Below are 21,193 nucleotides of genomic sequence, written 5' to 3'. Positions count from 1 at the left end.
CGAGATCTTCATCATGGCGAGAAAAATCAGTTATCAGCAGGCAATCAACGAAGCCCTGGCCCAGGAAATGCGCCGCGATCCCAGCGTGTTCATCATGGGTGAGGACGTCGCCGGCGGTGCCGGTGCCCCCGGTGAAAACGACGCCTGGGGCGGGGTACTGGGCGTGACCAAGGGCCTCTATCACCAATTCCCCGGACGAGTGCTGGACACGCCATTGTCGGAGTTGGGCTATGTCGGTGCAGCAGTGGGCGCCGCGACCTGTGGCGTGCGCCCGGTATGTGAGTTGATGTTCGTCGACTTCGCCGGTTGCTGCCTGGACCAGATTCTCAATCAGGCGGCCAAGTTTCGCTATATGTTCGGCGGCAAGGCCTCCACGCCACTGGTGATCCGCACGATGGTCGGTGCCGGGTTGCGGGCCGCCGCCCAGCACTCGCAAATGCTGACCTCGTTGTGGACCCACATTCCGGGGCTGAAAGTGGTCTGCCCGTCGTCACCTTATGACGCCAAAGGTTTGCTTATCCAGGCGATCCGCGACAACGATCCGGTGATCTTCTGTGAACACAAAATGCTCTACAGCATGCAGGGTGAAGTACCGGAAGAGCTCTATACCATCCCCTTCGGCGAAGCCAACTTCCTGCGTGATGGCAAGGATGTGACGCTGGTCTCCTATGGCCGCACGGTCAACACCGCGATGGACGCCGCGCGCAATTTGGCCGCGCGCGGTATCGACTGCGAGGTGATCGACCTGCGCACCACCAGTCCGTTGGACGAAGACAGTATTTTGGAAAGTGTAGAGAAGACCGGACGCCTGGTGGTCATCGACGAAGCCAATCCGCGTTGCTCCATGGCGACTGATATTTCAGCTTTGGTGGCGCAAAAAGCATTTGCCTCGCTCAAGGCGCCGATCGAGATGGTGACTGCGCCGCACACACCGGTGCCGTTCTCCGACGCCCTGGAAGACCTCTACATTCCCGACGCGGCGAAGATCGAGAGCGCCGTGCTCAAGCTGATCGAGTGGAGCAAGCGTTCATGAGCCAGATCCATACTTTGACCATGCCCAAGTGGGGCCTGTCCATGACCGAGGGCCGGGTCGATGCCTGGCTCAAGGAAGTAGGCCAGGCCATCGCCAAGGGCGACGAAGTGCTGGATGTCGAAACCGACAAAATCTCCAGCAGTGTCGAGGCGCCTTTTTCCGGGGTGCTTCGTCGGCAGATCGCCCGTCAGGATGAAACCCTCGCGGTGGGTGCGTTGCTCGGCATCGTAGTCGACGGCGAGGCCAGCGAGGTCGAGATCGATGCGGTCGTCGAGCAGTTTCACGCCACGTTCGTGCCCGGCGACGACGCCGAGGTGGACCGCGGGCCGAAGCCGCAAAAGGTCGAGCTGGACGGGCGGTTGATCCGTTACTTCGAGCGCGGCGAAGGCGGGGTGCCGTTGGTGCTGGTGCACGGCTTTGGCGGTGACCTGAACAACTGGATGTTCAATCATGAAGCATTGGCCGCCGGACGCCGGGTGGTTGCCATGGACCTGCCGGGCCATGGCGAGTCTACCAAACAGCTTGAGCGCGGAGACCTGGATGAGCTGAGCGGCGTAGTGCTGGCACTGCTTGATCACCTGGACATTCCCGCAGCGCATCTGGTGGGTCATTCCATGGGCGGAGCGGTGTCGCTGAACGTTGCGCGTTTGGAACCGCAGCGAGTACGGTCCTTGATCTTGATCGGCAGCGCAGGTCTGGGGGAGGACATCAACGGCGATTACCTGGAAGGTTTTGTCGAGGCTGCCAACCGCAATGCCCTCAAGCCACAGCTAGTGAAACTGTTCTCCAATCCCGAGCTGGTCAACCGGCAGATGCTCGAAGACATGCTCAAGTACAAGCGCCTGGAAGGAGTGGGTGCGGCCCTGCGCCTGCTGGTATCAGGCGTGTTCAAAGAAGGATCGCAACAGTTCGATCTGCGCGGCGTGGTGCAGGATGGCCAGCAGCCAGTGTTGCTGATCTGGGGCAGTGACGACGCGATTATTCCGGCGAACCACAGCGCCGGGCTCAAGGCCCAGGTCGAGGTCGAGGTCGAGGTCCTGCCAGGTCAGGCACACATGGTGCAGATGGAAGCGGCCGAGCACGTCAACCGATTGATTCTGGACTTTGTGCAACAGCACTGACACCTCCTCCTGGCGGCCTCTCGTAGGGCGCCAGGAGCAACTATTTCAAGGAGATTTCGCTATGAGCCTTTCAAACAATCCGCAACGCAGTATGCGTGCCGCTGTCTGGCACGGCCGCCACGATATCCGTGTCGAAGACGTTCCGCTACCAATAGCACCACCTGCCGGCTGGGTGCAGATCCGCGTGCAGTGGTGCGGCATTTGTGGGTCCGATCTGCATGAGTACGTGGCTGGGCCGGTGTTCATACCGGTTGACGCGCCGCACCCACTGACCGGGATCAAGGGCCAGTGCATTCTCGGTCACGAGTTTTGTGGCGAAATCGTCGAGCTCGGTACCGGTGTTCAGGGTTTCAGCGTTGGTGAACCGGTGGCGGCCGATGCCTGCCAACATTGCGGCACCTGCTACTACTGCACTCACGGGCTGTACAACATCTGCGAGAACCTGGCCTTCACCGGGCTGATGAATAATGGTGCCTTCGCCGAACTGGTCAACGTGCCGGCCAACCTGCTGTACAAGTTGCCGGCGAACTTTCCTGCTGAAGCCGGGGCACTGATCGAGCCGCTGGCGGTGGGCATGCACGCGGTGAAAAAAGCCGGGAGCCTGCTCGGGCAGAACGTTGTGGTGGTCGGTGCAGGCACCATTGGCTTGTGCACCATCATGTGCGCCAAGGCTGCCGGTGCGGCTCAGGTGATCACTCTGGAAATGTCTGGAGCGCGCAAGGCCAAGGCCTTGGAAGTGGGGGCGACCCATGTGCTCGATCCCAATGAATGTGATGCTTTGGCTGAGGTACGGCGCCTGACGGGTGGGCTCGGGGCAGATGTCAGCTTCGAATGTATCGGCAACAAACACACGGCCAAGCTCGCGATCGATCTGATCCGCAAGGCCGGCAAGTGCGTACTGGTGGGGATCTTTGAGGAGCCCAGCGAGTTCAACTTTTTCGAGTTGGTGGCTACCGAAAAACAGGTGCTGGGTGCGCTGGCCTATAACGGTGAGTTCGCTGACGTGATCGCTTTTATCGCTGATGGCCGGCTGGACATCACTCCGCTGGTGACTGGGCGCATTCAGTTGGAGCAGATCGTCGGGCAGGGCTTCGAGGAGCTGGTCAACAACAAGGAGCACAACGTCAAAATCATCGTGTCTCCCGCTCGAGTCTGAAGCGGCTGAATCGGACGATGGCCCCTTCGTTGTGATTACTGCTGCCTTGTCATCGTGCAATGGCAGCATTTACAGCACTGGTCGTATGCTCATGAACCTGACTGAGCAAAAGCAGGCTCCTGCTCTTTTTGAGAAAACCGCCGTCCAAGGTGTGCCCCGACGGGCGTTGGTGCTGACGGTGGCTGGAAAATTGATCGCGGATTTCCCCGAGTTAACTAATCCCTTATAGCGATGCCCTGGCAACCAATGGACAATCAACTGGCTGGGCTCCTGATACGTCGAGAGCTTCGATCAGCTGCCGGGCAGCCCTGCGACCGATCTCGTAGTACGGCAGTTGTACCGTTGTCAGCGGTGGGACGAACAGTTCAGCGATACCGATCATATTGTCATAGCCGAGCACGGCAACATCATTAGGGATTTTCAGCCCGCGGCCCAACAACACCTGATAGGCACAAAAAGCAATACGGTCGTTGCCACAGATCAGAATGTCGAATTGGGGACGACTATCAATGATGTGCCGGTCGAGGATGGCTGCGGTTTCACCATAGGCGTCATGATCGGAAAGGTCATATTGCAGGAGTGCGTCAGGCAACAGCCCGAATGCCTGACAGGCACGCTGCATGCCTCTTTGTCGCAGACCCCAAGCCAGGCTCTGTTTTGGAAGATTGATAAACAGAGGGCGCCGATAGCCTTGACTCAATGCGTGATGTACGGCTCGATACTGCCCCATTTCGTCGTCGGGCACATAACTGACCAGGCGACTGTCATCCGCCAGGCAATTGGCGAGTACCAGGGGGTTGCTCTTCAATCGCTCGGGAATGCACACCTGGCGCAGCCCCATGGCGCTGAAGATCAACCCGTCGGGACGGTGCGATAACATCAGGTCGATGTTCTGGTCGGTGGGCGGGTTGTTTAACAGGTTGAGGATAAATACATTCCAGCCTGCTTGCTGCGCAGTCTGTTCGATGGAGAGCAGCAGCTCGACGGCGAACGGTGTGGTCGCGGTGTCCAGTGCGAACACACCGATGGTTCGCGTCTGGAGGTTGTCGCCGCGAATTCTTCGCGCCGACAGGCTCGGCACGAATTGCAATTCGTCAATGGCGCGACGCACCCGTTGATAGGTTTCGGGGCTCAATTTTTCCGGATTGTTGAGCGCTCGAGAAACCGTCATCAGGGACACGCCGGCCAGCAGTGCAACGTCTTTCACTGAAGTCATGCGAGGCGAAACCGGTCAGGCTGACGGAGAATCATGACACATGGCCTGCGCTTCTCGCGATACGAATGACGCGGTTCATAGCCATCCCGAGGCGAGTGGCCATGCCCTGGAAATGGAGACACGCCCACCACTCCCGCTTGCAAGGAGCTTCACACCCAGACTGCCGGGCTGTGGGTAGAGGCGACTGCTGAGGCTGAAGCGCCCGTCTTCGTCGAACACCTCAATGGACGAGCGATCGAGGAACACACGCAGTGCCAGTCGTTCTTGTGTCGGGTCTATCGATACGCTGCGCTGACCTGTGACTTGCGCACCCGAGCGGCTGCGGTCAAGAACCAGACGCTGCAATGCCGCATCGTAGTAGAGCAGGGTTTCTTCATGGCCATCGTCGCTGCAGCGCAAGGCGATTCCCAGGTGGCCGTCGGTGCAGCCGAGCAAATCCAGATGCACATGGATTTCGAGCATATCGCCTTTCACTTCCGGCACCCACCGGGTTCCCGACTCATCCCACCAGGGTGTACCAGGCAATGGCGCCTTGCGTAGAGCGGTGAGCTCCCGTGCCGGATACACGCAAAGGCGATCTGCGCGCAGTTCAAGTTCGCGCGGCAAACCGAGCATGCCGCACCAGTGATGGGCCTTGCTCGGCATCGGGCTTTCCCACATGTCGAGCCACGCCCACAAAAGTCGTCGACCATCGGCGGCCATTAGCGTTTGCGCTGCATAGAAATCGTGGCCGTTATCCAGCTCGATAAAAGGCCCGCCAGTGAAGTGCCATTCGCTGTCGAGTCGACCCACTCGATAACCAGTCTGGTACTTGTTGAGCCGTTCGTAACCGTGGGGTTGCATGCCTTGGGGGGAGTACAGCAGTACATCGCGTCCGTTCAGTCGAAACAGATCCGGGCACTCCCACATATAGCCATCGCCCTCGCTGCCGCCGGACACATAGTCAAGGAACTCCCAGGCGTGCAGATCCGTAGAACGGTACAACGGGAGCAGCGGTGTATCGCCCAGACGAGCGCCGGCAATCAGGTACCAGCAGTCATCCTCTTTCCATACCTTGGGGTCACGAAAGTGCATGATCGTGTCTTGCGGCGCGGTCTCGATGACTGCGCCATGCTTGACGAAGCGGATACCATCGATACTGGTGGCCAGGCACTGAACTTGACGGATCGAGTGTTCGTCACCCACTTCCCCGAGCCAGGTGTGTCCGGTGTAGATCAATGCCAGGGTATCTCCACACACCACCGCGCTACCGGAAAAACAACCGTCACGGTCGAAGTCATCGCCGGGTGCCAGGGCAATGGGCAGGTGCTGCCAATGAACCAGATCGGCACTCTTGGCATGCCCCCAATACATAGGGCCCCATTTCGCCTCAAAAGGGTAATGTTGATAGAAAACGTGATATTCGCCACGAAAGTACACCACCCCGTTAGGGTCGTTCATCCAGCCTGCCGGGGGAGCAATATGATAACCGGGTCGATAATCGTGGATGACGCGAGACACGCCGTCACTCAGTGCGCGCTGCGCAAGGTCAAGGGAAGAAGCCATTGGGTCGCTCATGGTATTCACAGACAAGGTCATAGGGCGCGTGCTCGGACAGAGCGCAGAGAGATTTCATTCGGCAGGTTTTCAATGGCTTGTGGGTGGCGCTTCAAGGCCGTGCCGTCGGCGTCGAACAGGTGCAGGTTGTCGATGTCCAGCTGCAGTTCGACCCGATCGCCCGCCTGCCATCCGGCGTTGACCTCACAACGACAGATCAGTGGCTCGTCCTGACCTGTTTCGAGGTGCACATAGGTTTCGCTACCCAGGTATTCGACCCCGGTCACGACGATGCCGACGGTTCCCTCAGCCGATTTGAGCGAAATGTGCTCCGGGCGAATCCCCAGGCTCAACTGCGTGTCCGCTGTCAGGTTCGAGCTGTCGAAGGGCAGGGAGGTCATACCCAAAACGGGGGTGTCGACCAGGCTGGTTTCGCCTGGTGCATGCAGGCGCGCCGCCAGGAAGTTCATTCTGGGCGAGCCTAGAAAACCGGCGACAAAGCGGCTGGCCGGGCGTTCATAGAGTTCGCGTGGTGAACCGACCTGCTCTACGCGACCGCCATTGAGCACGACAATTTTGTCGGCCAGGGTCATCGCTTCCACCTGATCGTGGGTGACGTAGATCATGGTCGAGCCCAGTCGAGCATGCAGACGGGCGATTTCGTTGCGCATCTGCACCCGCAAGGACGCATCCAGGTTGGAAAGCGGCTCATCGAACAACAAAATGTCCGGTTCCCGCGCCATGGCTCTGCCCATGGCCACCCGCTGACGCTGCCCTCCGGACAGTTCCTTTGGCTTGCGTTGCAGCAGTTTGTCCAATTGCAGGATTTGCGCAGTTCTCAGCACCCGCTCGCGCAAGCTGCTCTTTTCAGTCTTGGCCAGTTTGAGACCAAAACTGATGTTGTCGTAGACGCTCATGTGCGGGTAAAGCGCATAAGACTGAAACACCATGCCGACGCCACGCTCGCGCGGCTCCAGGTCGTTGACCCGTCGCCCGTCAATCAGCAGGTCGCCGGCACAGATCGAGTCCAGTCCGGCGATCAGTCGCAGCAGGGTCGACTTTCCGCAGCCCGAAGGGCCAACGAACACCACGAACTCACCTGCAGCGATCTCCAGGCTGACGTCGCGAAGAATCCGCACGCCGCCCAATTGTTTGTTCACGTTGTCTAGCTTCAATTTGATCACGATGCTGTTCCTTGTAGTTGTTGGGCATCAACCCTTTAACGCGCCGGCAGTGAGACCGGAAACGATTCGGCGCTGGAAGATCAGCACCAGAATCACCAGTGGGACGGTGACCAGCACCGATGCGGCCATCAACAGTCCCCAAGGCAGCTCATGGGGACTCCCGCCGGAAATCAAGGCGATGGCGACCGGCACCGTGCGTTGCGTGTCTGTGAGGGTGAAGGTCAGGGCAAACAGGAACTCGTTCCACGCGGCGATAAAGGCCAATAAGCCAGTGGTGACCAGTGCGGGCCAGAGCAGCGGCAACAGCACACGGGTAAGTGTGACCCAGGGCGAAGCGCCATCCATGATTGCCGCTTCTTCCAGTTCATGGGGCAGTTGCCCCATGAACGTGGTCAGCACCCAGACGGTGAAGGGCAGGGTGAAAATCGTGTAGCTCAGGATCAACGCCCAGGACGTGTTGTACAGACCCAAGGCGCGGATCACTTCGAACAGCCCCGACAGTACAGCGACCTGGGGAAACATCGAGACGCCAAGAACCATCATCAATACCGTGCCACGCCCACGGAACTTCACCCTGCCCAAGGCATAGGCAGCGGTCAGGCTGAGGAACAGCGCCAGCGTCACCACGCAAAGCGCAACCACCAGCGAGTTACCGATAGCTCTCAGGAATGAGGATTGGTGGAGTACCGCCGCGTAATTGGAGAAGTCGGGACTATCGATCCAATAGCTCACCTCGAACAAGGCGCTGGATGGCTTCAGCGAAGTCACGATGGCGTAGTAGAAAGGGAAGACCGCATACAGCAGCAAAATCCCGATCAGACACCAGAACCCGAGGCGCAACAGCGCTTTTTTGAGTAGACGCTGACTCATGAGCGAACCTCCAGTTGACGACGTCCGAGGTAGAGATAAAGCATGGCGATCACCGCAACGACCAAAAACAGCAGAGTCGAGGCCGCGCTGCCATAACCAACATCCTGGAACTCCACCAGGTGCTGGCGGGCATAGACCGACATGCTCATGGTGCTCGAAGAGTTCGAGGTCAGCACATAGATGACATCGAATACCCGCAGGGAATCGAGGATGCGGAAGATCGCCGCCACCAGCAATGCAGGCATCAACAGTGGAAGCGTGACACGCCAGAACACTTTCAGCGGATGAATGCCATCGACCCTGGCGGCTTCGTAGCAATCGCTCGGCAACATCTGCAAGGCAGCCAGCATCAGCAGCGTGACAAAAGGTACGGTCTTCCAGACGTCGACGATGATGACCGCCCACATCGACAGATCCGCATCTGCCGTCCAGGCCAGAGGAGCATCAATCAGTCCGAGGCTCAGCATCAGATGATTGATGATGCCGAACTGGTCGTTAAGCATCCATGACCAGATCTTCGCCGAGACAATGGTAGGAATCGCCCAGGGAATCAGAATCAACGCACGCACCAGGGAACGACCGGTGAACTTGATGTTCAGCAGCAACGCCACCAGCAGCCCTAGCACGATTTCCAGTCCCACCGACACCACGGTGAAATGCAACGTGTTGCGCACAGCGTTCCACCATTGTGGATCGACCAGAATGCCCGACCAGTTGGAACCGTCGTGGAACAGATAATTGCTCAAGCCTACGAAGGAACCGCCACTCGTGTCCGCCAGGCTGGCGTCGGTCAGGCTGAACCAGAATGTGCGCAGTAGCGGCCAGGCCGCCACCAGGGCCAGACACAGCAGCATTGGTGTCAGAAACAGCCAGGCGGCGCGTACTCGGCGACGTTGTATGGGCGTTTCCCTGGTGAGCAGGAGCTCGTCACAGGAGGCATGGGTAGTAGAGACAGACATGGTGATTTCCTTCCTTGTGGCTTACCAGTTCCGGCGTTTGATGCGCGTGAGTTCGCTTTCCAGTTCGGCCAGCGCCTGATCGACAGGCAACTCACCCGCCAGCACGCCATGCACTCGATCGAAGAACGCATTGGAGACCCGTGGATAGCGATCGGCGGTTATTGAGGCAGGGCGCATGACCCCATCGTTGAGAATGCTGTGGAGCTGACCGTAGTAAGGCATTGCCGCGAGCAGTTCGGGATCCTGATACAGCGACTCGATAACCGGGTTATAGGCGCCTATCAGAGCACGATGTTTTTGCTGTTGGGCACTGGTCAGATAGCTCACCAGCTCTGCGGCAAGTTTTGGATGGGCGCTGTAACGTGATACCGCCAGGCCCCACCCGCCGAGGGTGGATGCATGGTTGCCGGTCATGCCGCCTCGGGGCAGGGGAGCGACGCCTACCTTGTCTTTTACGGCGCTGTCCTGGCTTTGTACCAGGGCCCAGACATAAGGCCAATTACGCATGAACAGAGCATTTCCCGACTGGAATACGCCACGTCCTTCTTCCTCGGTGTAATTGAGCACGCCACGCGGGGAGATGTCTCCCACCCAGCTTTTCGCCAGGGTCAAAGCGGCTCTTGAGGCCTGACTGTTGACCACGATGTCTCCTCGTGGATTGACCAGTCCGCCTTCCGGTTGGCTGCTGATCCACTCCAGCGCATTACAGGTCAGGCCCTCGTAGGCGCGTCCCTGAAATATGTAACCCCACACATTGGGGTTGCCGGCGTTGCGTTCGGCCTGTTGAACCTCCCTGGCGGTAGCGGTCATTTCCTCCCACGTCTGGGGAACCTGCTTGTTGTACTTCTCGAGCAAGTCCTTGCGGTAATACAGCAGACCCGAGTCGGTGAACCACGGCATCGTCACCAGCCGTCCGTTTACCGTGGCGTTATCGACCTGTGCCTGGAAGTAGCCTTGGGTAGCGTTGGCTGGAAGCACCTCGCGCAGATCCATCAGATGTTTGGCCAGCATCCCCGGCCACACCATATCGATTTGAATGATGTCGATGTCGGTGGACTGCGCACTGAGGATCTGTTGGTAAAACGACAACCTCTCGGTCGCCGAGTTAGGCGTGGAAACCACCTCGACATTGTTGCCGGTCTGTTTCGACCACGCCTCGACAGCCTCCTTGCAGAGTTGTAACTCTGCACCCACCGCACCGCATGAGATCGTCAAATCGGCTGCGCTCGAGACGGATGGAAGTCCGGCACAGAGGGTGAGCAGCGCTGCTGGAAGGAGAGTTTTTAGCTGTTTCATAAAGCCCTCTTTATTTTTGTTTTTAGAAAAGTTAACGTTAACACGCTCAATGTAGCAGCGTATTTGCGATGAGGCACCTTTTTTTTGTCGATTTGGACAACTCACAACTCACGAAAAAACGGCCTGTCGCTGGAACAAAACAATAAAAACAAAACAGGGAAATCCACATGCAGAAAGCATCAAGATGGCTACTCGCGGGCGTGCTCAGCACCTCGGCGGCGACCTCTCAGGCCGCGACTCTGGAAGAACGCATGGCCGCGTTTGAAGCCCGTGCCAGCGAAGCGGAAAAGCGTGCGGCCGCAGCCGAGCAGCAAACCCAGGCACTTGCGAGGGAATTGCAGCAGATCAAACTCGCCACTCCCGCTTTGCAGCCCGCTGCATCCACTGTATCCACTGCATCCCAGGCAACCAATCCCGTTCTGGACACCCGACTGGCAAAACTTGAAGCCCGCCAGGAAAGCATGGAAAAACAGGCCAGCACTTCAAACCTCACTGATGGGTTCAGCTTCAACGGCTATGCCCGCTCTGGATTGCTGATCGACGAGGGGCTTGGTGGTGGCCGTGGCGGCCCTTATACAACTCCGGCCGGCTCGGTTGGTGGTGCAGTCGGGCGACTCGGTAACGAAGACGACACCTACATGCGTATAGACCTGTCGAAAGAAATCTATGCGCAAAATGGCACCCGTTCCAAATTCACGGTCTCCATCGCCGACGGTGTGGAAAGCTCCAATGACTGGACGGCCGACGAAAGCAAACTGAACGTGCGCCAGGTATTCACAGCGCTCGACCATGTCGCTGCGTTCAAGGGCAATCCAGTGTTCGAGAACGCCACCCTGTGGGCAGGTAAGCGATTTGATCGGGATAACTTCGATATCCACTGGCTGGACTCGGACGTCGTCTACCTGGCCGGTACCGGCGGTGGAATCTACGATATGCAGATGAACAAGAATTGGCGCTCGAATTACTCCTTGATTGGACGTAGCTACGGGGATTTCAGTCAAGGGGGTATTAATGCCGATGTGGCGAGCTACATCCTGACCTCCAACCAGTTCTTCGAGGATGGTCAGTGGCAGTGGATGTTCAATGGCATCGGCGCAAAGAAAAACGATTTCGGTACTCGCACCAATAAAGCAGGTCTGACGCCTGCGGAATCCGGCTTGCACACCATGCTGGCCAATCACCAGAAAAACTTTTTCGGCAGAGAAGGCTTCTTCAAAACAGCGCTGCTCTATGGGCAAGGTCTGGGCGCAGAGGTCAAGAACGTCGGCTCGGATGGTGAACTGATTGACGATGCCCGCGCTCTGCGTCTGGCACTTTACGGTGAGACACCCCTTGCGCCTGACTGGCGTATCGGGCCCAGCTTGCTGGCCGAACAGAGCAAGGATAGATACGTCAAGGGTGACGACTACCGCTGGCTGACCCTGAACGTGCGATTGGCTAACACAATCAACAGCAACTTCGAGATGGCCTACGAAATGAGCTGGCAAACCATGAACCTCGACCCCAAGGGCTATCTACAACGTAATGCGGTCGACGGTAACTTCTGGAAATTCACGGTCGCCCCGACATTCAAACTTGACGTTGGAGACCTGCTCACACGTCCCGAATTGCGAGTGTTCGCAAGCTACATGAATTGGTCTTCCGATCTGGACAGATACAGTACCTCAGACTCCTTCGGCAAGACGGACTTCAACGCCGGAGGTGTATGGCAAGCCGGTATACAAATGGAAACCTGGTTTTAATATTTGAACGCGCCGGCCAACACGCCTTCAGCGCGCCTGCAGGCTGTTGTTGCAAACAGAGATGTCGGTTGCAGACATCCGCTTTGAGGTTGGCTATGAAAATCTCCCTAACTTCAACAGATACTTTCGCATCGAAAAGGAACAGACACCGAGCGAATATCGTCGCGGAACAGCGATGACGATTATTCAATCGAAACGGCACTCATCGATCCCGGCCTTTCACCAATGCGCATTGAGTGAGTGATTACCGGTCGAAGCTGATCAGCCAGCAGTTATCCCTATGACAAAAATTGAGGAAATGACGATGGTATTGCCTCGCGCGGTAGTATTTGGCGAAGCCCTGACCGACCTTGTCCAAGGCACTCCTGGACAGTGGAAGGGCTACCCGGGTGGTGCTCCCTGGAACGTTGCACGAGCGCTAAGCCGCTTGGGTGTTAGCAGCGCTTTTGCTGGGGCGGTGAGCATAGATTCACTGGGTGACGAGATAGTTTCGCAGTCGGAAGCGGCAGCGTTAGATATGAGCTTTATCCAACGAGTAGATCGAGATCCTTTGGTCGCCATCGTTCCATCGAGCCGTCCTCCAAGATACTTTTTTGCTGGAGATGCCGATCTGTTTTTTGATCCAGATCTGATGCCCGAAGGATGGATCGACAAAGCAGAGCTGTGTCATTTCAGCTGCATCAGTTTAGCTCGACAGCCACTCGCAGACAGGCTGGTTAAAATTGCTCAGCAGGCCAAAGAAGCTGGTAAACGGATTAGCTATGATCCGAACTGGCGCAATTTAATGGACAGTCATTATCGGGAGCAGACCTTCCCTACGATGACCACCCTTGCTGACATGATTAAGCTTTCCGACGAAGACCTTCGGCAAATTTATCCAGGGCTGACCGAACACCAGGCAATGGATGAGCTTCGCGCTCTTAATCCTAAGGCGCAGATATTGTTTACCCGAGGGGAACACGGGATGATTCTCCACACCCCGGACCGCCAACTCGATCAGCCGGCTATTGCCGTGAAAGTGGAAGACACGGTTGGCGCAGGAGACGCTTGTATGGCTGGTTGGCTGGCTGCGGAGTTGCTGGGGATCGCAGACTTGAGAGAGCGCCTGCGATTTTCAGCGGCTTGCGCATCCATATCTTGCCGCCATGCCGGAGCACATGCTCCTGCGCTAGCTGATGTGGAAGGTTTGCTGAAATTGCTAATAGAGACCTGACCATGGTTGCCAGTGCCGAGAAATTGTCTAAGTAAAAAACGCGACGCCCCCGACCCTGGCCATAAGCGTTGCTGACTATTTCTGATTAAAAAGTTCGACTCCCTGCTATACCGATTTATGAAGCTCTCCGGCTTCAGCATCCGCACGCATCTGATCGAGCTCCTTGATAAATGCCTTGTCCTGAGCCGTAGGCTTACTGGTATATGGCTTGCGTTCCGGCTCAGGCTTGGTGGCATAAGTCGTCACTGCGTCAGGGTCGTGCTGAAGCTTCTCTTGAAATTCTCTCTCTCCTGTTGGGAATTATTAAATGTCTCGTCTAGTTGAATACCGAAAGCTCGAACAACAATTAGCTACCCAACTCGCAGAGCTTGAATCGATGAAAAGCGACTCCGGCTTGAAAAAGGAAATGGAATTCGAGAGCAAATTGCGCGCTTTGCTCGCCGAATACGGTTACAGCTTGCAGAGCGTGATCAACTTGCTTAATCCACAGGCCGGTCGTCGCACACCAGCAGCCGAGCCCAAGACCGGCACTCGTAAACCACGCCAAGTGAAGATCTACAAAAATCCGAACACCGGTGAAGTCGTGGAAACTAAAGGTGGCAACCACAAGACTTTGAAAGAATGGAAAGCAGAACACGGCTCTGCGACCGTCGAGTCTTGGCTGACCAAGTGATTTTGGGTTGAGTACAAAAGGGCCCTAATAGGGCCTTTTTTGTACCGAATTGAGGGACACTGAATCTGGCGTCAGCGTAGTGGATTATCACGATCAATTATAAGCGTCTGGGCAATACGTTTTGTTGATCCAGCGATTAGAGGGAGTAGACAAAATCAAGTAGGCAAACAACCAGTTTGAGCGCCCAGTTGCGCCGAGCCACCACCGAAACGCTTTGCCCGGGCTCAAGGCTCTCGCGAACCATGGCCAGCTTTTGCTCTGGACTCCAGCGACGCCGCCGCTCCTGGCCCAAAAGCTCACCACTCTTATCGTTGCTGTTAGTCATAAACATAACCGTTTGCCTATCCCTTATCGTAAGGGGGAAACGGTGTCCTGTCTTTCATGGGGCTCGTTCAGGGCGATGCAGTCCATCTATTGAGATGTCCCCTTGCGTCGGGCAAACTCCGGTTGCTTCATTGGCCGATAACAGGAGTTTACGGATGCCATTTCCACTGACGGAACATAATGCCTTGTTGACCCTAAAGGGCGTAGGGCCGGCCGTTATCGCTCGCCTTGAGCAGATGGGCATTGACTCGCTAGCTGTGCTCAGCGAAGCGAATGCTTGTGACATCCTGGCTCAGGTATCGGCAGTAGTGGGATCGACTTGCTGGAAGAACAGCCCCCAAGCTCGGGCTGCCATTAACGCGGCCATTGAGCTTGCAAAGGACTCTCAGTTGAGCACACCTGGTGCGTAAAGCTGATCGCTTATTTCAATTAGTAAATCTGATTCGTGTTCATCAGCCAATCTCTGCTGAACGGCTGGCTAGCCGAATTGGCGTTTCCGTTCGCTCAATCTATCGATACATCGACGACCTTTCCTTCAGTGGAATCCCAATCTATGGTACCGCTGGCGTGGGGTATGCCTTGGATGCCGATTTTGAGATGCCGCCTTTAACGTTGAACAGGCTCGAACTGGATGCATTGATGCTCGGGATGGAAATGCTTTCAGCTTCCGCCGATAACGATCTAAGTGCTGCTGCAAGGATGTTGTTGAGCAAAATCTCAGCGTCCATAGTCCATCACAAGGTCGACCCCAGCACGGCAAAAATCAGGGCACTTGGAACAACACCTTCCTCGACGCGTGGCCATTTGGCAACCCTTCGAAATGCCATCGAAAACACTCAGGCGCTGAAGATAACTTATACCAGCTTGGACGGTGCGGTTTCGCAACGCCTCATTTCCCCCCTTGGCCTTTTCTACTGGGGAGGAAAGTGGACAGTTGGAAGCTGGTGTAGTGCCAGGGCGGCTTACCGCGATTTTCGGGTCGATCGCATAGCCTCCATCGCTATTACCCAACAACCATCACCCGACAATCCTGCCCTTGATCTCCAAGCGTATATGAAGCACCAGGCAAGCCAGTGGAAAGCGATCACCACTACTGACACTACGCTGTCAGTATGAGCCACTGATAATTGGGACTCCCTAACACACAGAAGGTCATCCCTATGCAGCACTTATCTCATGTACTCGAATTGGCCATTTTCAAGGTCAAACAGGAATGCGTTGCGCAAGTGCCTGTGCTCCGCGCAGGGCTTCGTGAAACGTTAAAGACCTTTCCTGGTTTGATTGAGTACCGTGCCTACTGCCCGATGAGCGACGACCGAATCTTCGCGGACTTAGCAATGTGGGACAGTCTTGAGAGCGCACAAAAAGTGGCAAAGGCGTTCAACGATGGAGATCCGAGATTCTCTGAGTATATGTACGCTATTGAAAACCTGACGTTCATGAGTCACCTCGTTCCAGAGATGAGTTGACCCCAACGGACTGCCAGAGCAGGCAAGAGACACCGATGCCTTTGCTGTCAGGCATCGGTGTCGTCACTTGCGGATTCCATGACCATTCGGACACCAGTTCTTACGACGGCACCGAATGAAACATTGACGCAAAGCATCGTGGATGCGATTCATGCCGCGCTGTAGAAATCTATGAAAGGGCCCTCAAGCGAATCGAGGGCAAGGTGATAGAAGCTGCCAGGCGGGAAGTCCTGAATCCTGCTGAATACAGAACGATAGACATATAATCGTTAAGCACCACAGGGGATGTGTAGCGCAACCTTAAGTGGAGATGATCTCTACTCTTTAAGCCGTGCAACGTCAGAGATAGAAACACCTAGACAGCCCCCTATACTTAATTCAACTATTTGAGCGAAGCATCTGCCACAACCTGTTGAGGTACGTAGCCAGCAGCCTTCACGAAATCCGGCAGATGCCAAATATCGCCGTTAGCGGCCCAAGTTCCATCCACCACGTCGCCTATTACGATAGAAGTCATTAGAACACGGGAATCATCCGCGACCAGACTGCCGGCAATTGCCTTATGCAGCAATGCGGCGAAATGAGCCCGACGCCCAGCATTCAACTCTCCAGCTGGAGCTAGCACCTGTACATGACAGGGTATGAATTGGTCAAAGTCGCAGCGCCCACCACAAATCCAACGCCCATCGGGAATTTCATCGAGAATGACCCAACACAGGAGTCGCTGCCGAGGATCATTTCCTAGCCCCGTTGCCTCTACTGCTGCAGAATCAACCGCTGCCAGAAGTTGCTGTATAGCGCCACTGCTTAGCACATTAGCAGGGAGCTTAATGATGATATTTGGCACAAATAAATCCTCTTGGTGAGTAGGCCACCATTAGAACGCGGTCTGTTCGCAAAAAAAATTGGCCGATCAGACATCTTTCAAGCAGAATCGGCCAATGAACGATTTCATTGTTATTGTCCCCCCCAGAGCGTTTGCCTCCAGCGTCGCTCTATCGCTGGACATACTTTCAACCGCATCAAAGCTAGCGCCACGGCTAGGTTTACCAGCGCCGCGCTGGACTGTGCACTCAGCAGTAGAAGGGGCTATTTCATTAGGAAATGGCCTCAGCCTCCTCGCGCAGAGTTTGATACTCCCCTCCGATGGGCGGGCCTGTTGGATACTTCCCGGATTAGATATCGATGCTGCAGTCGTATTGAAATCGCACTTATTACAGCCCGAAATGGAGCCAGTGCTAGCAGCCTTACGTCAGCATGTGGCTGCAGGCGGAACTGTAGCAGCGTCATGTTCAGCCGTGTTTCTCTTGTACGCGGCAGGACTAACTGAAGGGAGGACGGTTACGACGAGCTGGTGGCTGGCCGCCACATTGCGGCAACTTGCAAATCGCTGCATCGTCGATCCAGACCGTATGGTTATTGAGGATGCGCCTCTGATTACTGCAGGTGCCGCCTTAGGGCATACCGATTTATTGATGCATTTGATCGGCCAACGCTTTGGCCCTGAACTGGTCGAAGCAGTGGCTAAAGCCCTACTTTTAAATCAGCGGCAGTTACAATCCCCCTTCATGGTTCCCGCACTGATGGCGCATGGTGAACTAATCGCGCAGGTGATCGCTCATGTCGAGGCGTCGCTGCCAACACCTTTGAGTGTTAGCGCCCTGGCAACAAAAATGCGAATGAGCACACGAACACTCTCCAGGCAGGTATCCAAGGCCACAGGGCGCGGCCCTCTACACCTAATTCGAACAGTCCAACTGAATAAGGCACGAGCATTACTGGAAAGTAGTCGATGCTCGGTAGAGCACGTCGCCGAGCAAGTGGGCTTCAGCGACCCAACAGCCTTGCGTCGCCTGCTGAAGAGTCACCTGAACGTAACCCCGAGGCAACTGAGGTAATACAGCGGGAACAAAAATTAATGCGAATCAACGGACGCATCCGTCCTGAAGGGGCGAGGTTATGTCGGTAGAGGGTAGGTGCGTTCGGCCATGTTCGACACTTGGAGGTGAGTCGGTAGATCTAGCGACCGCGATGAGGCGCTCGGGCTGATTTTTCCTGGGAGACCTGGATGTCATTGTTCAGGCTCCAGGCTGACAATTTGAAGTTTTTATCTGCAGTAATATCTGATAGTCACGCCGAGTCGATAGTTGCATCCACCGTTTCGAAGTTTTCTGGAAGGGCTTAACCAGTTGATTCCTGAGCAGACGAAAACGATAACGCTCCCTCACTGCAGTACTTGCCATTAAAAGGCTGCAGCGCGACTGGTCAGTTCTGTGGCGAATCTAACTTTCCTTATATGCATCTAGGCATTGATCGCGACTTTATTGTCGAGAGCGGAGTGAAATATGATTAACTTCATCAATCAGCCAACCGATCACGCCACCACACAATTGACACTCCAAGGGATGGAGGTACCGTATCCAAAACTGCAGTAGATTATTGCAAGCTGTTTGGGATCTAGACTTGCTGAACGAGGAGGGGGTCGACGGTGACTGGTGAAGTAGTAGACGCTGGGGCAGGGGATGATACAAAAGCAGGCGTTATTTTGAACTCCATCCGGGACAACTATCACTCAGGCGTGCTAGCTTCGAGGTGGCTGGTAAATTACGGTGTGTAAACCTATTTTTTGATGTGTTAACCACCGTGGTTTACAAGTCGAAGTTGCTGTCGATCTTTGCCGTGGCGATGGGGGTGGGGTTGTTCCAGAAGCGGCAGCGGTTCGAGCAGATTGGCTGAAGGGATGTAGGGATTTATCGCTACTAGGGATAAATCCTACCGCTATGCTGCCACAGACGATTGAGCCAGAGCACCGTCGCGCGAACAACAGACCTGACGAGGGAAGTCTAAAATGCAACCATCGTTCGCTCATCGCTGCGTCAGTTAGGAGTCAGGAGCTGTGAACGTTGAAATCTAAGCGGACAATAAGAATATTTAGAGATTACAGGTAGTTAGCGAGAATGTCGCTCTATTACCGGAAAACAGAAATCTTTTTTCCGGCAATGAAAAGAACATTATCTTTTTTCCGGCAATGAAATGTACAGGCCATCCAGGCAGTTTTCGGTACGGCTGGATGGCTAACCTTTCTCCTTCTACTGTCCTCGGTCGCCCGATATGTCCACGTTGATTGGTGAAGTATCACCCCCACAAGCGGTGAAGGCTGCATCGCTGACGCTCATATAGCATTCTCACAACCGCGTATCTTTGTGATGCCGGCTGACAGCGGGCGACCATTCCCGTGATTAAGCCCGAATATTTTTATAACAATATTTTTTGCGGTAATTGACTTTCGGTTATAAAGAAGCTGTTTCGATTTATATGAATATTGTGTATTTAAAATCTCGATGCCTGGGCGTGGGAGGGTTAACTTATTGAAATTTGCACACTTTTAATTGTCAACTAAGTGTACTTATCCCCCTGCTTTTAAAGTTCAATATTAAATTAAATCGGTCTTTGACTTTGGGTCGCGTTCCCTTCGGTCTTTTGTCCAGGGGTTGCATGTCTTAATTGGGCGGCTATGATCACTCAAGTGTCATGTGATTCAGTTGTTCAACAGAGCCGTTGGGGTTGGATATGGATGACGATGATCTGGAGAGAGATAACCAGGGAATTGAACTAAATGCTCAGTTGGCTCCAGTAAAAAATGCCCACGATGGAATCCCCAGAGATTGGAAGGAGTCTGGAGTTCCACCCAGTACTGAAGCCATTCCGTATCAGATCAGAACGATTGATCACCGAGAGGAGCAACTCGCAAGTGAGCGTATATCTGTATTCGAGGAGATTGATCAAGGGCTGCCTGCCAAGAGGGGCATGGAACTCACTGGGTTAAAAAGATCACATTTCTATAAGTTGCTGGAGGATTATCGCAACGGAAAAAATATCGTTCGAAAACACAGGGGGACACCTATAGGAGGCAGTAGAGCAACGTCAGGACAGGTGGCAGCGCTCAGCAAAGCTTACGAAGCTCACTATAAAGGCCCAAAGGCGTCCATCAGTGAGTTGCTAAAGTGGGCCCGCCATTATTGTGAAGCTACTGGTGAAAAACCGGTAAGCCGTCATACGGCAAGAAAATTTCTTCTTAACATACCGGAAAAAGACCGTGACCGGAAGGTGCTCACTGCGGAGCAATTTGATCAAAAGTATGGCTTTAAGCCCAAAAAATTTATTATCGATGGTTTGTTGCGTCGTGTGTCAATGGATCATACTCGAGTGGATATATTGCTCGTCGATGAGTATAACAGGGATGTCATCATCGGGCGACCCTGGATAACCATGATCGTTTGTGACAGGTCAAGGGTAATCCTAGGGTTTTATCTAAGTATGGAAGCTCCGAGTATAAGTACAGTTGCTGCCGCATTGGCGTTTGCGGTTATGAATAAGCAAGGCAGTTTATTTAGTTTTTTGACTCATCCTGATGAGTATCCGTTTCATGGCATCCCGTTTGTAGTTTTCACCGACAATGCTGCAGAGTTTACGAGCGATGCCTTCATTCAGCAGTGCAAAGAATGGGGGATGGAGTGGGATCATCGCCCCATCGGCAAAAAATGGTACGGCGGGATAATAGAGCGTGTAATTGGCTCGTTCATGACCACTGGAGTGCATTTTCTTCCCGGTTCGACCGGGAGCAACGTGATGGAGCGACAAAGTTTTGAAAGCGAGTTAAACGCCAAAATGGACTTCAAGCAATGTGCGGAGTGGATGATGAAGGAAGTTACAGTTTACCATGGAAAAAAACAAGCCGCACTTGGTTGTACTCCGAGGCAAGCTTTCGCTCACTACAAAGCTCAAGGAAAGTATGACTCATCCAGAATTATTTCCACGGAGGATGCGCAGAGGTTTCTCATCGATTTTTGCCCAACCTCGTTCTCCCATAAGGTGCACCCGTATGGCATTAATTTCGCCGGCCGCAGATATGCAAGTGATACTTTGGAAGACTATGTTGGCCAAAAGCTGGATGTGAAGTACTTGCAGCACGACCTTAACTATATTTGGGTGAAGACTCCTCATGCATTCCTAAAAATTCCTTGTTCTTACACTCGTGACGGTCTGTCTACACATTGGGAATCCTACTCGAATCACAAACAACTATCAAAGCGTATGCCAGCTTTGATTAACAAGGCAGACGGGACTATCGATGATGATTTCGCACTCGCCGCGATGGATCGGCAGGAAGAAATTCTTCAAGAAGCTGAGGCGCTGAAAACGGCTTTCATGAGTGCGCCGAAGCAGTTAGCTCTACCGCCACCACTTCCAGCGCCTCATTCCGTCGAGGGGGATGACCTAGAGGACGTCGAGGAATACCCTATTGAAGAAAGTAAAGTCTATGTTCAAACCGACGAAGGTGCTTGGTGAACGAGCCCCATGAAAGACAGGACACCGTTTCCCCCTTACGATAAGGGATAGG

18 protein-coding genes and 3 pseudogenes are annotated in these 21,193 nt (G+C 54.7%); 13 read left to right on the top strand and 8 right to left on the bottom strand.

The window, feature by feature from the left end; translation table 11 throughout:
• The first annotated feature begins 13 nt into the window (after window positions 1-13).
• The 4 genes and pseudogenes from FPT12_RS13710 to FPT12_RS27990 all read left to right on the top strand — a co-directional run.
• The gene (locus FPT12_RS13710) at window positions 14-1,033 is read left to right on the top strand and encodes an alpha-ketoacid dehydrogenase subunit beta (protein WP_054597393.1); all 1,020 of its coding nucleotides are present in this window, start codon (window positions 14-16) and stop codon (window positions 1,031-1,033) included.
• A complete protein-coding gene (locus FPT12_RS13705; protein ID WP_145016731.1) occupies window positions 1,030-2,154 on the top strand; it encodes an acetoin dehydrogenase dihydrolipoyllysine-residue acetyltransferase subunit in 1,125 nt (374 codons plus the stop codon). The genes FPT12_RS13710 and FPT12_RS13705 overlap by 4 nt, the downstream gene beginning before the upstream one ends.
• 91 nt (window positions 2,155-2,245) lie before the next feature.
• Window positions 2,246-3,310 carry a 2,3-butanediol dehydrogenase gene (locus tag FPT12_RS13700; protein ID WP_256676756.1) on the top strand — a complete coding sequence of 355 codons (1,065 nt, stop codon included), beginning with the start codon at window positions 2,246-2,248 and terminating at the stop codon, window positions 3,308-3,310.
• 25 nt (window positions 3,311-3,335) lie between these two features.
• Window positions 3,336-3,506 (top strand): annotated as a pseudogene (locus FPT12_RS27990) (amino acid permease); the annotation flags it as partial.
• A gap of 27 nt (window positions 3,507-3,533) precedes the next feature.
• Here the strand turns inward: FPT12_RS27990 and FPT12_RS13690 are convergent.
• The 6 genes from FPT12_RS13690 to FPT12_RS13665 form a co-directional block, all read right to left on the bottom strand.
• On the bottom strand, window positions 3,534-4,526 hold the full coding sequence (locus FPT12_RS13690; RefSeq protein ID WP_145016729.1) for a LacI family DNA-binding transcriptional regulator: 993 nt from the start codon (window positions 4,524-4,526) through the stop codon (window positions 3,534-3,536).
• 75 nt (window positions 4,527-4,601) lie between these two features.
• Complete coding sequence (locus FPT12_RS13685) at window positions 4,602-6,104, bottom strand: glycoside hydrolase family 32 protein (protein ID WP_178098749.1); 1,503 nt, start codon at window positions 6,102-6,104, stop codon at window positions 4,602-4,604.
• The gene (locus FPT12_RS13680) at window positions 6,101-7,246 is read right to left on the bottom strand and encodes an ABC transporter ATP-binding protein (protein WP_145016727.1); all 1,146 of its coding nucleotides are present in this window, start codon (window positions 7,244-7,246) and stop codon (window positions 6,101-6,103) included. Before FPT12_RS13680 ends, FPT12_RS13685 begins: the two co-directional genes overlap by 4 nt.
• A 27-nt stretch (window positions 7,247-7,273) precedes the next feature.
• Window positions 7,274-8,116 carry a carbohydrate ABC transporter permease gene (locus FPT12_RS13675; RefSeq protein ID WP_054597387.1) on the bottom strand — a complete coding sequence of 281 codons (843 nt, stop codon included), beginning with the start codon at window positions 8,114-8,116 and terminating at the stop codon, window positions 7,274-7,276.
• A complete protein-coding gene (locus FPT12_RS13670) occupies window positions 8,113-9,075 on the bottom strand; it encodes a carbohydrate ABC transporter permease (RefSeq protein ID WP_145016726.1) in 963 nt (320 codons plus the stop codon). The genes FPT12_RS13675 and FPT12_RS13670 overlap by 4 nt, the downstream gene beginning before the upstream one ends.
• A gap of 21 nt (window positions 9,076-9,096) precedes the next feature.
• A complete protein-coding gene (locus FPT12_RS13665; protein ID WP_145016725.1) occupies window positions 9,097-10,371 on the bottom strand; it encodes an ABC transporter substrate-binding protein in 1,275 nt (424 codons plus the stop codon).
• 167 nt (window positions 10,372-10,538) lie between these two features.
• Here FPT12_RS13665 and FPT12_RS13660 point away from each other — a divergent pair, with 167 nt between their 5' ends.
• The 4 genes and pseudogenes from FPT12_RS13660 to FPT12_RS13645 all read left to right on the top strand — a co-directional run bounded on the left by FPT12_RS13660 (window position 10,539) and on the right by FPT12_RS13645 (window position 13,999).
• Complete coding sequence (locus tag FPT12_RS13660; protein WP_145016724.1) at window positions 10,539-12,113, top strand: carbohydrate porin; 1,575 nt, start codon at window positions 10,539-10,541, stop codon at window positions 12,111-12,113.
• Between the two features lie 13 nt (window positions 12,114-12,126).
• Window positions 12,127-12,349: pseudogene (locus FPT12_RS13655) on the top strand (helix-turn-helix domain-containing protein); the annotation flags it as partial.
• Window positions 12,350-12,417: 68 nt separating this feature from the next.
• The gene (locus tag FPT12_RS13650; RefSeq protein WP_145016881.1) at window positions 12,418-13,326 is read left to right on the top strand and encodes a carbohydrate kinase; all 909 of its coding nucleotides are present in this window, start codon (window positions 12,418-12,420) and stop codon (window positions 13,324-13,326) included.
• A 307-nt stretch (window positions 13,327-13,633) separates the two neighbouring features.
• The gene (locus FPT12_RS13645; protein ID WP_145016722.1) at window positions 13,634-13,999 is read left to right on the top strand and encodes a histone-like nucleoid-structuring protein, MvaT/MvaU family; all 366 of its coding nucleotides are present in this window, start codon (window positions 13,634-13,636) and stop codon (window positions 13,997-13,999) included.
• Between the two features lie 187 nt (window positions 14,000-14,186).
• On the opposite strand, the pseudogene FPT12_RS13640 reads toward FPT12_RS13645, so the two are convergent.
• Window positions 14,187-14,324 (bottom strand): annotated as a pseudogene (locus FPT12_RS13640) (transposase); the annotation flags it as partial.
• A gap of 154 nt (window positions 14,325-14,478) precedes the next feature.
• Between FPT12_RS13640 and FPT12_RS27985 the strand changes: the two are divergent.
• From FPT12_RS27985 to FPT12_RS13625, 3 genes are read left to right on the top strand one after another with little or no spacing between them, the layout of a single operon-like run.
• Window positions 14,479-14,733, top strand: a complete 255-nt coding sequence (locus FPT12_RS27985; protein ID WP_145016721.1) for a helix-hairpin-helix domain-containing protein — start codon at window positions 14,479-14,481, stop codon at window positions 14,731-14,733.
• Window positions 14,726-15,439, top strand: coding sequence for a YafY family protein (locus FPT12_RS13630; RefSeq protein WP_145016720.1), 714 nt, complete (start codon window positions 14,726-14,728; stop codon window positions 15,437-15,439). Before FPT12_RS27985 ends, FPT12_RS13630 begins: the two co-directional genes overlap by 8 nt.
• A 44-nt stretch (window positions 15,440-15,483) precedes the next feature.
• Window positions 15,484-15,792 (top strand): hypothetical protein, encoded by a 309-nt coding sequence (locus FPT12_RS13625; RefSeq protein WP_145016719.1) that lies wholly within the window; start codon window positions 15,484-15,486, stop codon window positions 15,790-15,792.
• A 382-nt stretch (window positions 15,793-16,174) separates the two neighbouring features.
• Here the strand turns inward: FPT12_RS13625 and FPT12_RS13620 are convergent, their stop codons facing one another.
• Window positions 16,175-16,639, bottom strand: coding sequence for a tautomerase family protein (locus tag FPT12_RS13620; RefSeq protein ID WP_145016718.1), 465 nt, complete (start codon window positions 16,637-16,639; stop codon window positions 16,175-16,177).
• Window positions 16,640-16,733: 94 nt separating this feature from the next.
• Between FPT12_RS13620 and FPT12_RS13615 the strand changes: the two genes are divergently transcribed.
• Together FPT12_RS13615 and FPT12_RS13610 are read left to right on the top strand one after the other, a co-directional pair.
• The gene (locus FPT12_RS13615) at window positions 16,734-17,690 is read left to right on the top strand and encodes a GlxA family transcriptional regulator (RefSeq protein ID WP_145016717.1); all 957 of its coding nucleotides are present in this window, start codon (window positions 16,734-16,736) and stop codon (window positions 17,688-17,690) included.
• 1,672 nt (window positions 17,691-19,362) lie between these two features.
• Complete coding sequence (locus FPT12_RS13610) at window positions 19,363-21,141, top strand: Mu transposase C-terminal domain-containing protein (RefSeq protein ID WP_145016716.1); 1,779 nt, start codon at window positions 19,363-19,365, stop codon at window positions 21,139-21,141.
• The last annotated feature ends 52 nt before the right edge of the window (window positions 21,142-21,193 follow it).

Source organism: Pseudomonas sp. H3(2019), assembly GCF_007713465.1.
In the GTDB taxonomy this organism is placed as follows: domain Bacteria; phylum Pseudomonadota; class Gammaproteobacteria; order Pseudomonadales; family Pseudomonadaceae; genus Aquipseudomonas.
The sequence above is the reverse complement of the archived record's forward strand: the minus strand, read 5'-3'. Positions and strand labels throughout refer to the sequence as shown.